Genomic DNA, 15148 nt, shown 5'->3' with positions numbered 1-15148 from the left:
CATTCTTTCTACCTGCTCTATTCCCCTTCAAATTTAACTTATGCAAATGAAAAATCAATACCATTCAGTTGTATGCAGTACATAAAATTTATAAGCCGAGCTTGTAGACATAATGTCTACAAGTCCAAGTACAATTTGACCCTTAAAAATTTCATGTCTACATTTGGTCTACAATCTAACTCTATAAAAAGCAAAAACCCGCTCAGTGAGCGGGTTTTTTAGATGGAGGCGAACCATGGCACGGCAAATCCACAATTCGGCGGACTATGATGGTTAGGTTGTTTGGGGAGGTGGCCTAGACGAGACCCACAAGCCTACTTCTTTCATTAACCACTAAAATTTGAAGGCCAATTCATAACATTTCTGTTTAAAGTCAGAAAAACTATAATAAACTTTCTTATAGACCCTCGATCGATAACAGTTTCGCTTTTAAGATATCAAACATTTCCGTTAATAATGGGAACAAAATCTCAATATTCTTGCTCGCATTAATCATGTTATTAGCATGACTCCATTCACCATCCACATGATGAATATAATTCTCTTTTACAATATGGTGAAAATTATCCTGTCGAAGCTGGTGTAAATCTTTGTATTCTTCTGTTTCATATATAACTAATGCATGAGATAACAATTCAGGATTGTTACCAGACTGATCAGAGTAGTGCCGTATAAATTGCTCAAAGGTGCTTATTTCACCTAAACCAGTATGCTGATGTAAAAGAACTGCCACTTTATCATATACAGAATAAATACGAGTTATGGCAGCCTCGATAAAATACGTATAGTCCATATTTTTAAAACATACCGTTACTTCATGTAAATCTTGGTCTGTCTCTTTCGCTCTCCCCATTAAATTGTACGCAAAACGCAGGGAATTTGTAGCCTCCTGTAATCTAAAAATAGGATCAGTATGTCGGAGAATATACTTCGATTTATCATCGAGTTGTCTAAGATATGGTGCAGCGATCGGCCCTAACCCAGTGATATCAAGGATCAGACTGGAAAGAGATTGAAAAGAATTTTCTAACCGAGTGTATAACTCACCTGTCAATTCTTTAGGAATAAGCTCTTCAATTTTCGCACTATTTAAAGGAATACTCCATCTAAACCGGGCCAAATCAATTGATTGAACGCGAACAAAACATTCCTTTTGGAAACGCTCTACAAAGAAATGAATAACCTCATATAATGCTTTTACGTTAATGAAACATGATTCTGCTAATTGTTGCAGATCATCATCCTTTTCAAATTTTACATGGACAGAAAGTTCGTGATCATTGCCTAAACGCAGAGCTTCAATCGCAAATAAATGATTGTTCTCCACTAAATTCTTAAGTAATCCAAACACTTTACTGTTTACAAATACCTCATCCTTCTTTAAGGCTCTATATATTTGGCTGTATTTCCAAGAGCCTTTGTTAAAGTCATATCCGTAAATCAATCCGGATAATCGAAGAGTCCTTTCCCATACACCTATTATGTGATGTGATGCATTAGAAAGAAAATATCGTGAACTAAAAAAATTGCTATCATTCTTTTGAGTTAATCGTTCTTCATATAAGTAAATTTCACATGTAGCTAAGTAAGTATAACGATGGGTATCCTCAAGAAGGGAGAAAAGAAATCCATGATAAGAATGTTGGAATGTGGCTCTTTCCATTGCTTCAGTTGTATAAAATGTATTCTCTTGTTCTAAAAACTCATCCCTTGCTTCTATGTAAATTGAAGCTGATTTGTCGAATAGTGGATTGATCCATTCATTTTGATTCATTACGTCTATACATCGCTGCTTAAGTTGTTTACGTTTATTACTCATTTTAACCTCCCCCATAACTTGGCCTACTGGTTCAATCAGCATTTTGTCCAATATACCGCAAAAAATAGAAAAAACGTCAGGTCAAGTTTTTAATATAACATTTTGACCTGATGTTTTTCTCATTGTCACTAAACAATGTCGAACCCCTATACTTCATTAATAATTGTGGTTTTGTGTGGACAAGGGTTCATAAAACTGAACCGTGGCACGGCAAATCCACAATTCGGCGGAGTGTGATGTTGAGGTTATTTGGAATAGCTGCTTAAAAATTCTCCTCTAGCAAGTGGGCTAATACCATAAATATCCAAACTCTTTCATAAATCTCCATAAATCTGAGGGATATAAAATCATTATGCCGTAATTCTTATACATCCAATCTTGAGTATTACGATATTTGTCATAAGTTAATATCGCATTACATTCTAATTCCAAACAATCCAAAAAGATTCTACGATCTTTTTCAGATAGATTACTCAGGATTGTTTTATCATTCGCAGCTTGTAAGGCCGCCTCTTTACCTTTTCCTGACCATGGAGGCTTCTCATATTGTGCTAAAAAGCCATCAAAATAATCCGCCCATTCTAAAAACCAACTAAGCATCAAACTATCGTTCTTAGCTTCTACTTCTCTGTGTACAGATCTCGATACCGCAAATTCAATATTTGTTCTATCGATACCTCTAAATAATTCACGTAAGCAAACAACCTCGCTATGGAGTCGTTGTGATTTTAAAACCCGTTTTCCCGATCTACTTGAAAATATTTCATCTGATAAATTACCGACATCATATATATAATCCCCAAAGTTATAAGTAATCTGAATAATATTAGTATCAAGCAATATTCTTTTAGGGAACTTATCCCACCTATCACTGAATTCTTGCCCATTAATTCTACTTATTAGATCTTCCTTCATAGGGCTTACCCCCTTAACATTACAATGAGCTAACTAATGAACTGTTGAAGGGACATAGATAAAGTTTAATTTTTACGAACGAGGCGTTCTGCTCAGTCTATTTGAAATAGTTGCTGAGGTCAAGATAAATCTTAGGTCACTGTATTATTTATAGTGCGAAATTTCTTGCGCCCCTAGATAGGAAAGTAGCTTTTAAACAGTCCACCAAAAAAGGGAATTACCTATTAATATAAAATAATATAATAATTCACATTATTGACTAAAAAATATTCCATATTCAATTCCCAAGGTCTACTCTTTTCTGAAGCCTTGAGTATTCCTTTCTTTCTTAATTCTGTTGCCTGCCATCTGTAATCGTATTGCCACATAAAGAACAAATCTCCAGATACTCTAAGCTGATCCCCGTAATTCCACCATATAAATTTACTAATATCCAAAACAGAAGCCTTTCTATTTTTACTCTTAAGGCCTTCAATAATTAATCTGCCTAAATCTTGTTTCGTTAAACATATTTTCATCCCCTCAATAAAATGCTAAATAGAAATTGTGTTTTTTCTGCAATTCAATAAAATCTCACTCTATCTTCAAGATTAATCTTCACAATTTTAGATAGATCTTTTATAAAATATGTAGTACAATAACCATTATAATCAGAAATGGTTCTTTGAGTTCCTTTTATATACATTTATTTGCCTAGAATTCTGTGGTATATTATTTTATTACACTAGTATAAATATCACAATAGCATTCAACCGGAGGTGTAACATGTCTGTGAAAATGAATCCTTTCATTATAAGAGAGACTTTTGATAATACTTATCCTCAAAAATTTTCCGAACAAAACCGCGTTACCTTATACCAGGGTGATTGCTTACAGTTTTTAGAATCCATGCCTGATGAAAGTATTCAGTTGATTGTAACCTCTCCACCATATAATGTAGGAAAAGCGTATGAAAGTATTCAACCTTTTGGAGAGTATTTGCAATGGCAAGATAGTGTTATTGACTTGTGTATTAGGAAACTTAAACCGTCTGGCAGTATATGTTGGCAAGTTGGTAATTACGTGGAGAAAAAAAATAAGAATGAAATTTACCCTCTAGACATTTATTTGTACCACTCTTTCAAATCAAGAGGTATGCAATTAAGAAACCGAATTATATGGCACTTTGGACATGGCCTTCATGCTTCTAGTAGATTCTCAGGGCGATACGAAACCATTATGTGGTTTACAAAAACAGATGACTATATTTTTAATCTAGACCCTGTTAGAGTCCCACAGAAATATCCGGGTAAGAAGGCTTATAAGGGAGAAAAACAAGGAAATTATTCCAGTAACCCCTTAGGAAAAAACCCCTCTGACGTCTGGGAAATTCCTAATGTAAATAGTAACCACATTGAAAAAACTGAACATCCATGTCAATTTCCAATTGCTCTTGTGAATCGGCTTGTTCAATCAATGAGTAATGAAAATGATCTTGTGTTTGATCCTTTTATGGGTGTTGCTAGTACTCAAGCATCAGCGTTACTAAACAATCGCCGTACTGCTGGCTGTGAGACAAACTTAAAATATTATAATATTGCTGTCGATAGAGTCTCTTCAGCTGCAGCCGGTTTACTTAAAATCAGGGAAGATAAACCTGTTTATACTCCACCTGCTGGTACTTCATTAACTACTAATCCTTTTACTAAATAAATTCTCCGGCTATTGCTCGTGCAGTAGCCGATTTTAATCTTCCAGATCAATTCCTATTATCCAAAGAGGAACAGGCGGATCATTTCTTTGAAGACTTTTCAAAGAAGCAATTACTGATTCAAAGGAAGCAGGTCCAGTATAAAACTGTTTTTGAAGATTTTTCACCGGGACTATCTCAACTCCTACATCTATTGGATTTTCTCTGTTTTTAAATAAATAGAGGAACTTGTTGAAATCATGATGAACAAAAGAGTACTTTCCAAATTGGACTTCAATACCAACTAAACCCTTTGTAAAATCAACCTCAATTCCATAACGATGTTCCTTTGTAAACCTTATTTTTCTTTTTTTCCAATCCTTAGTTTTAAAAGAAGCTGATAAGGGTTTATTAAAATCCTTACCAGAAAAAACCAAAGCCTCTGATTTTGTTTTTTCTCGACTAGTTTTACTTGGCATTGGGATATTCGTGTTCTGAAGCACCCATAAAATTTCCTCAAATAGTTCTGGGTATGCTGCTTTTAATATTGTTTTTCCTCTCATGTGTTCATACTCATCAGCAATTATAATTTTAGGCATTATTTCCTCCTGTTATCCCTTTAAAATATGTCAGTACTTTTATATTGTTTTAAATGCTCTCGACTAAAAATAATCTCTACAGATTCCCATACCCCATTCCCCTGATTAATTGGAATATGCGTACTCATTTCTTTCTGAGTAAGAATAAACAGCTCTCGTTTAGGATAAAATGTCCAAATATGAAAAATATAATTTCTTTCTGATGTTTTTGCCACATTCCATTCTAATTTAGTAATTGTAATAGATATATTTTCTGTTTTAGAAGTAGTTGCCTTAACTTCGATTTTTAGCTTTTCACTATTTTCCTCATCAATTTGCGATAACAAGTCATATCCACTAAAATTCGATTCAATTGCCTGCCAAATGGGATCCACTCCTATTCTGAGTTTTTCATACTGCCTAGAAAGCGTTTCTCCTTTTCTTCCAACTTCCAACCTCACATCTTCAAATAATCCTCTTGAAATAATGGCTAGTTTGTCCCACCACTCAATTACTTTCTGTTCATATCCTTCTAACAAGTACGCTTCTTTAAAGCATTGGAGCACCTCTTCAGAAAAATATTTAACCGCTTCCGAACGACCATAACCAATAAGTGGAGCCCAAGAAGGTTTGGTAACTTCAATTATATCGGCTATTTGAATTCTTAATTTTTCATAAGGATGCATTGCATTTAATATTAAATCTCCTTTTGCTGTTACTTTCAAAAGATTATTTTCTTTGAGAATAACCCATTTGCACTCAAGAGTAGTGTTTAAAACAGCTCTTGAATCCGCGACAACATATTTTGTGAATATACCAGGAAAATCAGCTCCATTAAGTTCATTTTCTTTTACTAATTCTAGAAAAGATTGTGAAGAATAAAGAATCCCAACTGAAAAGCTCATTTACTTTCTACCTCTTTCCCTTGTAAATGGTTAAGCAAGTCATCAATATCCTGCTCGTTAAGACCATCTTCACCATACTCTTCATCTGAATACTCAACTTCGATTTTCAATGAAGGATCATTTAAGACTTCAGCCATTAAATTTATTTTCTGATTTAATCTTCTGTCCACAGATTCATCAATGGTATCTGCACATGTTACAATCTCAATTTCCGCTTCCTTTTTAGATCCATATCTATGAATTCTATCCATTGATTGCAAAAATTGCGCTGCATTATAATTTCTGTCCAAATAAATAGCATGATTACATGCCTCATGAAGACTTATTCCTTCACTTGCTGCAGCAGGATTTGCCACAAGAATTCGAGCATTTGGATCTTTGTGAAATTGGTTAATTTTATATTCTCTTGTATCAGAATCTTCTTCTTCTCCTGAGTCCACTCCACCATGTATAAAATCTGCACCTAAATCACTCAATCTTAATGCTATAAGCTCAACATTTTCAACAAAACTTGACCATATTAACACTTTATTATTCTCGCTGGCTAGTTTTCTTGCTCTTTCACAAACATATCTTACCTTAGGACTGTCTCCTTCTGAAAGAACATCTCTTAATATCTCATGATAACTAAAGCTAGTTTTGGCTAACAATGCAGGATTGGATGTTAATTGAATAAGTCTTAACACGCTTCTTCCTATTGCACGCAACGCAATACGATCGCGAGCTTTTAAAAGGGTTTCGGCTTCTCGAGCTGTTTCTGATCTTAAAAGTTCATATAACCTTCTTTGTCGTGAAGTCATTGGAATTTGTACTATTGATATTTTCTTTTTTGGTAAATTTAATTGCTCCTTCGTTGTTCGTACATAAATAGGTTGTATTAAATCAACAACATTTTTCTCCTGCACATTTATTTCAGGGTACAAAAAGTTAAATTGAGGGATAAGATCATCAATAGTATTGGGCATAGGGGTACCTGATAAAATCAACTTATTCTCAGGTAGATGAGATAGATTAAGAATGGAGCTCCCTATCTTACCCTTGTTACCTCTTTTCATTCGATGACTTTCATCTACAAACATAAAAAACTCATTTTTGCTTAAATATTTTCCGATCAAATCCAAAACCCCGGGTAGTTGTTGATAAGTTATCATCATAACTTCTGGTTCTTTTTTTAATAACTCTTTAATATGCTGATAACCACCACGGAGACGAAAAATTTTTGGTGGATTGTCAACGCAAAGAGCCAACTGCTGTTCCCAAGCAGCAAAAGCATTTTTCGGCGCTACTATGAATAGTTTCGATTTACTATTTTTCTTGAAGAAGTAGTAGGCAAGTGCTTCAGTGGTTTTCCCCGCCCCAGGAACTGAAAAACTTGCAGCTGACGAGAACTTACATAACTTTGTAAGATTTTCGATTTGATGCTCAGTTAATGGACGAGAAAAGCCCTCGGATTCAAGTGTAGAAATAATACTATCCTTATCTATTGGGAGCATACTGCTTCCCGCAGAGTAGGCATTCTGCTTTCCTAAGGACTTTTTCAGTATGTTTTGGGCTTGTTCGTCTATGTTTAATTTAACTTTATATTTACTGAATATAAATCTCAGATTATCTTTCAACGACAAAAATTCCCACCATGGAATTACAATAGAGTTTGACGTGACTTCTATTTCTTTTGACGTTTCTTGACATATTCTCCTTATTTCTATCCAGGCAAAGGAAACATCATCAACTGATAATTCTACCTGTTGACATTCTTCTTTGTATTTTATACTTAACACAGCTGTTCAACCTTCCCCCTCAGTTGCTGAATCAAACGACTGACCGATTCTAATTGTTCTGTTATACCTTCTAGTTCTGTCTCTTCATCAAAATGATTAAGTGCATCTAACAAAAAAGACTGGGCTTTTCCGATTTGTTTTATTACAAATTTAGCACTCTTATCATCATTTTCAAGAATACGCCGTTTTTCGATTACATCTTTTACAGTATCGACAATGTCTTCTCTGTTCTGCTGATCATTCACAGCCATCGCCAGTTTCTTCAAAATTTTCTTTTCATCAGACTCATCAGCAATGCTCTCAAAAAGATTTAACTGTTCATCATATTGTTCATCAATCTCATAGTTATCTAACGGGAGCTCTTTTATTAATGCCTCTTCTATATAGTCAAAATATTTATTCAGATCATTAATGACTGAATATAATCTCCCCAACCCTAATTCATCAGCATTTTCATCTAGCATGAAATAGGTCACATTTTTAAATATATCTTTTTCTGAAATGTCACTTTGTTTGTTTTCTTCATTAAATTTTCTGATTTGTTTAAATCCAAACTGCTTCTTCTCTACTTCATCATATCGTTTGTCCATATTTCGGCTTTCTAGATATTCGTCCGCGTAACCTAACATATCGAGCAATTCTCTAACTTCAGACTCCTTCTTATCGTATAAGCTTGCTAGTTCTTTATCTGTATAGCTATAATCACGTTGTCTCTTCCGAAACATACAAGCTTGGGAAATCCAACTGTAGTCTGCCTTTATGTCCTGTTTAATTTGTAGATTGGCTTCCAGCTCATCTTTGTCTATTTCTTCACAAGGAGGCAACAGTAGCACATCTATACTTTTGAAGCGTACATATTTCTCAGGATTTGAGTAGTATAATTCTCTCAATGCACAAAGACGTCTATTTCCGTTGATTACAAAACCATCGTCATCAATGATAATTGGCTCTTCTTGCTTAGCCGTTTTAAAATATTCAATTAAATCAATAGACTTGTCTTTTAACAATGATTTCAAGATATCGTGCTGAATGCGGTGCTTCTCATCTGACTCTAAATCTATTTCAAAGAAGTTCTTGGGATTCTCCCTATGACCAGCTAAAAACTCTTCTTGAGCTGCCTGAGTTCTTCCATTAGCTAATCTATATTTTGGCATTTCAATTGAAACTTCATAAACATTGAATAAGTTAACATCATTTCTAAACTTTAATGGTCTACGATATTTAAAGTTAGCCTCATGAAATCCTTTTAGAATTTCTTTTCTTTTTGGATATGGATATCCTAAAATCATTGTTGTTGTACTCATTCCTACTCCTCCTCTTCAATCCCAATAACGGCTATTGGTATAGTTATAATGTGTTTGAAGACCTTCAATTCCTCAGTCATTCTTTCAAATTGGGCTATATTTGACCCCAGCTTTTTAGCGGCTTGTTTTTTTGGCAAAATGTAAATGGCACATTCTGCCGTATTCTTTTGATGAAGAACTTCCAATTTCAATAAATCTGCGTAAAACCTAGCCATGTTCCCTAATTGTAGGCATAATCCAACTTTGTTATTCATGGAAGTTATGGTTATATTCAAGTCTCTTTCTACTTTGACTTGATCTGACCATCCCAACTGAATTAAAGCATCTAAAATGTTCTCCCGAAGATCCGTAGCTGTATTACCTCGAAACTTAAAATTAATACTAGAAAGTCTTTCAACCAAAGGGTCTAATACCTCCTTCGCGATTGCTTGCGAACCGAAATTGTGAGAATAGATTGTTAATTTCATAAATACATTCACCACTCCTTCTGAATTGTGTTCACCAAAAATATATGAAGAGTTGTTTTTTTATTAGCTCTCCTAAGGAGAGCTAATAATTACCGGAAGAATATATTCATAATACTTTCCCGACTCATCATAAGAACTATTACGAAATACCAGTCCATAATCATATAATTTTTTCAGCCTATTGCTTGCGCTATTTATCGCTATACCTTTTAGTCCCGAAATTTCTCTTGCAGTAACAACTCTATTGCTTTTAATAATATCAAAAGCCTCTTCTAGAACTGTCTCTACATCACCTAAAATTTCCAACCCCTTTATTTGGTTATAAACTAACAATGGCAATTTTATTTTTTCTTTTGCCTGCAAAGATAACTTTTTTTCTTTCAGTAATTGCGCAGCCTCTATATTATCATAAACATAGTCATAGATATTAGACAAATAGATTACAGAATTTGTTCTATTATTCCGAAGATGAAGCATAATTTCTAGAACAACTTCATCCACAACAGAAATATCACATATTTCAATTCCTTTGAAGTTTAAATTAATATAACAAAAATCCTTTGAATTAGAAATTTCGGCAATAATCCGTTCCTTTATTTTTTTTCCATCTGGCCGATATGAGAGTACACCACCACTCGACAATTTTAATTCCTTGGAAATATCTAAAATCACAATATCTAGTGTGTCAATTTGCATAACACATTCCTTCCTCTTATCTCTTCACAAAATAATAATGAAGACTGTAAGCATATCATATTTCTCTTATAAAGAATTGTCAAGTTTTTTACGGAGAATAATTGCAACTTGTGTACCAGCTGTTTCTAGTGTCCCTTCAAAATCAATTATTTGATCTTTGATTTCAACTAAACCCTTATTTGAACGAACAATAAGAGAACCCATGTTGTTAGCAATGATGTCTTGTATGGATTGCAGTCCAAATCCTCCTCCTTCTACTTTTCTGCCACTCTGACCGCTCAATGCTTCTTTGATATAAGAACAATCATCCTTATAAATTTCACCATATTTATTGGTAAGATGCTTTCGTATGCCAATTCCAAAATCAGCTATTACTATATATATCTCAAGTGCATTTTTCACTTCATATTTTTGCATCATAATAAAGCATTCGCCCATTTTATTAGAATTCCTGCTATGCTCAAGAGCGTTAGCTGAAATTTCCATAAATGCAGAAATTGCCTGACTACGTAACATTCTGTACTTTTCTTCAGGAAGCCATACTTCGAGTGAACTACGGATTTTTTCAACAACAAAACGCTTCTCTTCAAGAGTTGTAATCCTCTCAAGATCGTTGCAAAATTCTTTAAATAATTCATGTCCTGCTTCATCCCAGAGAATAGTATCTAATTCAATATCAGCATCGAATAAGTCTGTTTTAAAAAAACCTACCTTCTCCAAGTAAATTAAAGTTTTAGATCTAATATTAATAAACTTTATCTCTCTTCCAGTTATCTCATAAATTCTACGGTTAATTGTTAATAACATAATTACTCCGTATGGATTTAAATCATTAAGGTTTGAGAAATCCAATACTCCAATTTGATTGTATTCAAGGCACTCGACCACTGACAAAATATTTTCAGTAGCAAGCCAATCATTTACAGATTTAATATCTATATAGACTTTATAAATAAACTCGTCTTTACTCTCCAAATAATCTCCTCCAAATAAGTGAGCTTCCTTATTCGTAAGTCTATTGTATCAGTTCCTCGTCATTTAACAATTGCTTTTATACGAGGTAGGGACGTATATGGTTACCTTGAGAGTATGACTAACTTATTCTATGATTCAAATCTGTTTATTTACCCAATCAAACTACCGTTATTTGATAGTTAGCCTTCATCACTGTTCCGACATCGCAGCTTGTTCAATTCGGTATAGGAAGATGAGGATTTTTATAGTATTTTCCATATTTAGTATTAAACACATCTGGATTTACTATTTTCATATATCCCTTTAAGATACTACCGAAACCGTACTGCTCCCACAACTGCTAATTGCCCAAGCACTTTACTTTGAAATTTATCAATTAGTTCTTCAGAAATATGTTCATTCAAGACAAAATTATTAAAAATTCGACTGTCCATACTGATCTCCCTTAAGGGCTTTTAAATATTCCTTAATTAAGCCGCCTAAACTAGGCTCTTACAAGATTAGCCCTGCTAACACTGTATATATCATAGTCCTTGTTATGCCAAAAATCTTTGATCCCTATTCTTTTCATTAGATCAAATTCCTCTTTGTACAAAGGATACATCCCAACTAACTGTATTGTCTTATCGGGCAGTTCAATCACCGATTCTTCTTTTTCTAATATTGCAGAGGCAAAAACAAAATAACCTGTCATATCAGACTCTTGTGATATAGGTTCATCTAAAGTAAACAAATCTGCATAAGAGAATGTCTTTACTCCCCTAAATTCAGCAGCAAAATAAGCAGCAGCCAGCCCCCAACTTTCATCTTGCGTTTCTAGACTTATGATTAGTTCTGGCTTCGCGTTCTTCCAGCCTATAAATTCACCATCAGATAAACCATACGTCACCGCTGTTAGCATACCTTCTTCAGGCAAATCATAGTAAAAAAACACATGTATTGGCGTACTTCCATCTGAAGGCTCTACTTTTCTTATAACGTCTTCCTGACCAAATATTCCCTCAAGCTTATTCATATAAAGTTCCGCATTCGTTTTCAATTACTTCCGTCCCCCCAGGATCTTAAGGTCCTTTATATTCATCCGAATGATCTTCGTCCTTATGACTCCTATTAGAACTTGGATTTTCTGGACGATAATGATCTGGATTATTATGCTCATCTAAGAATTGTTTTCTTGAAATACCACGTTCTTGAGCACTTTGCTTATGCTTTCTAAACTCATAGCCAGGTTTGTGCCCCATATCCCATGGCTCTTTAGGATCAAGTGTATCACCTGTGAGTGGATCCTTTACTTTACCATCAACATCTTTTGCATTTTCCCAGGTTTCTTCCTTAACTCCCTTTCGGAACTTAGAAGGACGACTATAAGTATCTTTGGGTTCACGCGGACGTTTAGGCTTCGTAGCAGGAGGAGAAGCTTTAACCGCCTCATTGCTCGGTTTCTTCGGTGTTGGAGGTCCCTCAGTCTTACCGGACTTTGTACCAGCCGGTTTAGGCGGCGGTGCTGAGCCTTGCTTATTTTTCTCCTTAATCATTTTCCAGAGTTCAGCAGAATCTCCTCCTGCATTCGACGCCCCGTGGTAGGACATCACACCTCCATGATATATCATACCAGCAGATGCAACGTTCACCAACACACCAGCCGGAGATAATACGACCGATCCATCAAGGAGAAAACCACCAACCTCTCCCCCCGTACCAATCATCATCTCTCCAACTCCAGCTACAGTGCTGAACACATCTCCTATCACTTCACCTGTTTTACCTGCAATCGGATGTTTTGGGTTGTAGTCAATTTGGTGTTTACCATGTGATACACTTCTTAAACCAGCTTGGTATGCTCCTTGAGTAGCATCCCATGCCATTTCACTGCTAATCCGGGCTCCTTCTAACTGTAGTTGTGCGTTCAGTAATTCAGCCTCACCTTGCTTCTCTAATGCTTGTTCCCACCATGACTGAGATTCCTCTTCTTGCTTTGGCTTTGCTTGTTGAGCCATATAGCTGTCATAATTTGCTCTCCAGCGTTGTCTAAGATCTACCGGAATCTGCTGATACGCATGAACCATGGCATTAGACTCTTTCAGCAGGCTTTGAACCAGCTCTAATGGGCCACCGGAATGTGCTATATGACGTGCGCTCGTATATACTTTGCCTAAAATCCACTTGCTATAATAGGCTTGTTTCGCTTGCTCATGCTCATACTGACTAATCAATCCTTGAAGTGCCAAACCTGCCAAATGTTTTAACGGATGTACGCCTGCTTCTTTAGACGCTCCCAAGGTAGGCGTTCCTTTGCTCCGAACAGGGATTGCTGCGGTTGCTTGCAAAACCGTTGCCGCCACTTTACCTGCTATTCCACCCGATGTATTCAACATCACACTGGCCACATTTCCGACTGCTGGAATGGAGCCTAATAGCTTGGATACTGTACCCAGCAAAGCGTTGGCCTGTTGAAGCGCCGCTGGACTTGTAACCTTTGCCGTAGGAGTAGAAGTTGCACTGCTGGAAGAAGCGTTGGCTGCTGCAGATTGCGCTGCCTCATATGCTTTAATGTTCATTAATGGAGGCTCAGGTACAGGAGGGAGGTCAGCTACGAAAACTGGAGCTTTTACCGTACCATCCTGATAAATCACTGGGGCTTTTGTGTCCGTCTCACCATCTAGCACCATACTGCTGGCTCCGCCTTTTAAGTATAGTGCGGTTCCAGCTTCAAGTGTTAGTTCCTGACCTGCATCCAGCTTCACATGATTGCCCTGAATCTGTACATTCCCCGGACTGTTGACGGTGATGCCCGTATCCTCATGTAGTGTAATCGAAAACCCATCGGAAGTGGACAGGATCAGCTCTTGCTCAGACATTTCTATGCCGCTACCTTGTACGTGTTTCCATGCCTTCATATCTGGCTGTCCATTGGCGTGGCGATGCTGTCGCAAGGAATCGGTCACATAGGCTTCCTGTTCACAGTGTGTAGGTAAATACAGCTCCACTTGTTCCCCAACTTCAGGCATGTCGTACCAGCCGCTATGTTCTTCCGCAACATAACGGGTAGCTACGGGAAACCAACAGGCTTTAGCTGGGTCTTGCTTCGGATCAATTTCCAGTTGAAGTTGTACGAAATCCTGTTGTACCTTCAACACCGTTCCCGTGAGTGAAATCCCGATAGCTTGATCATTTTCATACCGAGCATAGTGAATATCCTGTTCGGTTTGGAGATCATAACGAGTTTGGAGTAAACCGTCCTTTAACTCTGTAACTGCCCTCACAACGACCATCTCTTTGCCTTGTCCGATGGGTAACGTAATCAAATCACCCAGCGCATAGTATTGCAGATTTTCAATCGTGTAGGTGACATAAGCGCCATCACGTTCCCCTGGTTTTCCTGTATCTAACTCATGAAACGTTTTTCGTACCCTATAAAATACATCTCGTTCCACCTTATACTGTTTGCCTTCTGGCATTCCAAAGAAAACCTTAGGTGATGCAGCCGTAATCTCCGGCACAAGTACCGAACCAAAGCGAGAGACAAGGCGCTTTAAAAAGGCCCAGTCGGTTTCTTCATATTGTAAAACAAAAGTACCTAACTCAGCATAGTTGGTTACCGTATCAATCGCATCTCCATACATGTACTTCCGAATCATTGTAGTGACCAGATCATCATAGGTACGATGTATGTCCTGATAGGAGCGTCTTTTCGTCTTGATATCCATTTGGTAGGAATGCGAGGCCGCCTCCAGTTCAAAGGTATATACTCCCCTTATGCAGTGCACAGACATACGTGTAACCAGCCCGTGAAACAATCTTCTGATCGTCTGTCCTTGCTCATCTAACTGACGTATGACAATCGGTTCCTGCTCCATGTCCTGTCCAATACACGCCGCTCCCTGTTCTTCCGATAGCATGCCGCTCACATATAGATATGCATGATCGTTAACGGCCCTGGTAATTTGCAATTGTTCCATATGCTGAGGTTGAAAAGGACCGTATAAGCGTAGACTTTCATACCCTATTCCGTTTTGCAGTACGTCCAAATACTTCATATCTC

At 36.5% G+C, this 15148-nt stretch carries 13 protein-coding genes; 1 reads left to right on the top strand and 12 read right to left on the bottom strand.

Annotated elements, in window-relative coordinates:
• Positions 1–397 precede the first annotated feature (397 nt).
• From E0698_RS20240 to E0698_RS20230, 3 genes are all read right to left on the bottom strand, one after another.
• Positions 398–1819, bottom strand: a complete 1422-nt coding sequence (locus E0698_RS20240; protein WP_192512722.1) for a hypothetical protein — start codon at positions 1817–1819, stop codon at positions 398–400.
• A gap of 288 nt (positions 1820–2107) precedes the next feature.
• Positions 2108–2734, bottom strand: coding sequence for a hypothetical protein (locus E0698_RS20235; RefSeq protein WP_192512721.1), 627 nt, complete (start codon positions 2732–2734; stop codon positions 2108–2110).
• 224 nt (positions 2735–2958) lie between these two features.
• Positions 2959–3252 carry a hypothetical protein gene (locus E0698_RS20230; protein ID WP_192512720.1) on the bottom strand — a complete coding sequence of 98 codons (294 nt, stop codon included), beginning with the start codon at positions 3250–3252 and terminating at the stop codon, positions 2959–2961.
• A 247-nt stretch (positions 3253–3499) separates the two neighbouring features.
• Between E0698_RS20230 and E0698_RS20225 the strand changes: the two genes are divergently transcribed.
• A complete protein-coding gene (locus E0698_RS20225; protein WP_202894991.1) occupies positions 3500–4426 on the top strand; it encodes a DNA-methyltransferase in 927 nt (308 codons plus the stop codon).
• A 33-nt stretch (positions 4427–4459) separates the two neighbouring features.
• Here the strand turns inward: E0698_RS20225 and E0698_RS20220 are convergent, their stop codons facing one another.
• From E0698_RS20220 to E0698_RS20180, 9 genes are all read right to left on the bottom strand, one after another.
• Positions 4460–5002, bottom strand: coding sequence for a BglII/BstYI family type II restriction endonuclease (locus E0698_RS20220; RefSeq protein ID WP_192512719.1), 543 nt, complete (start codon positions 5000–5002; stop codon positions 4460–4462).
• A gap of 20 nt (positions 5003–5022) precedes the next feature.
• Positions 5023–5886: a protein NO VEIN domain-containing protein gene (locus E0698_RS20215; RefSeq protein ID WP_192512718.1), complete on the bottom strand. Its 864-nt coding sequence runs from the start codon at positions 5884–5886 to the stop codon at positions 5023–5025.
• A complete protein-coding gene (locus E0698_RS20210) occupies positions 5883–7664 on the bottom strand; it encodes an SNF2-related protein (RefSeq protein ID WP_192512717.1) in 1782 nt (593 codons plus the stop codon). Before E0698_RS20210 ends, E0698_RS20215 begins: the two co-directional genes overlap by 4 nt.
• Positions 7658–8968, bottom strand: coding sequence for a hypothetical protein (locus E0698_RS20205; RefSeq protein ID WP_192512716.1), 1311 nt, complete (start codon positions 8966–8968; stop codon positions 7658–7660). Before E0698_RS20205 ends, E0698_RS20210 begins: the two co-directional genes overlap by 7 nt.
• Before the next feature lie 2 nt (positions 8969–8970).
• Positions 8971–9435: a BglII/BstYI family type II restriction endonuclease gene (locus E0698_RS20200; protein ID WP_192512715.1), complete on the bottom strand. Its 465-nt coding sequence runs from the start codon at positions 9433–9435 to the stop codon at positions 8971–8973.
• Between the two features lie 72 nt (positions 9436–9507).
• Positions 9508–10131: a helix-turn-helix transcriptional regulator gene (locus E0698_RS20195; protein ID WP_192512714.1), complete on the bottom strand. Its 624-nt coding sequence runs from the start codon at positions 10129–10131 to the stop codon at positions 9508–9510.
• A gap of 66 nt (positions 10132–10197) precedes the next feature.
• Complete coding sequence (locus E0698_RS20190; protein WP_192512713.1) at positions 10198–11106, bottom strand: ATP-binding protein; 909 nt, start codon at positions 11104–11106, stop codon at positions 10198–10200.
• Between the two features lie 484 nt (positions 11107–11590).
• Entirely contained in the window at positions 11591–12145 is a 555-nt protein-coding gene (locus E0698_RS20185) for a suppressor of fused domain protein (protein ID WP_192512712.1), read from the bottom strand.
• 22 nt (positions 12146–12167) lie between these two features.
• The gene (locus E0698_RS20180) at positions 12168–15134 is read right to left on the bottom strand and encodes a GH-E family nuclease (protein WP_238354081.1); all 2967 of its coding nucleotides are present in this window, start codon (positions 15132–15134) and stop codon (positions 12168–12170) included.
• Positions 15135–15148: the final 14 nt, after the last annotated feature.

The sequence above is a fragment of the Paenibacillus sp. 23TSA30-6 genome, assembly GCF_014858585.1.
Taxonomy (GTDB): domain Bacteria; phylum Bacillota; class Bacilli; order Paenibacillales; family Paenibacillaceae; genus Paenibacillus.
Note: the sequence above shows the minus strand (reverse complement) of the source record. Positions and strands in the feature narration are given on the sequence as shown.

What these genes read in the sequence shown, in the direction of transcription:
- E0698_RS20240 (WP_192512722.1), bottom strand. Translation starts at nt 1,819, where the DNA reads ATGAGTAATAAACGTAAACAACTTAAGCAGCGATGTATAGACGTAATG.
- E0698_RS20235 (WP_192512721.1), bottom strand. Translation starts at nt 2,734, where the DNA reads ATGAAGGAAGATCTAATAAGTAGAATTAATGGGCAAGAATTCAGTGAT.
- E0698_RS20230 (WP_192512720.1), bottom strand. Translation starts at nt 3,252, where the DNA reads ATGAAAATATGTTTAACGAAACAAGATTTAGGCAGATTAATTATTGAA.
- E0698_RS20225 (WP_202894991.1), top strand. Translation starts at nt 3,500, where the DNA reads ATGTCTGTGAAAATGAATCCTTTCATTATAAGAGAGACTTTTGATAAT.
- E0698_RS20220 (WP_192512719.1), bottom strand. Translation starts at nt 5,002, where the DNA reads ATGCCTAAAATTATAATTGCTGATGAGTATGAACACATGAGAGGAAAA.
- E0698_RS20215 (WP_192512718.1), bottom strand. Translation starts at nt 5,886, where the DNA reads ATGAGCTTTTCAGTTGGGATTCTTTATTCTTCACAATCTTTTCTAGAA.
- E0698_RS20205 (WP_192512716.1), bottom strand. Translation starts at nt 8,968, where the DNA reads ATGAGTACAACAACAATGATTTTAGGATATCCATATCCAAAAAGAAAA.
- E0698_RS20200 (WP_192512715.1), bottom strand. Translation starts at nt 9,435, where the DNA reads ATGAAATTAACAATCTATTCTCACAATTTCGGTTCGCAAGCAATCGCG.
- E0698_RS20195 (WP_192512714.1), bottom strand. Translation starts at nt 10,131, where the DNA reads ATGCAAATTGACACACTAGATATTGTGATTTTAGATATTTCCAAGGAA.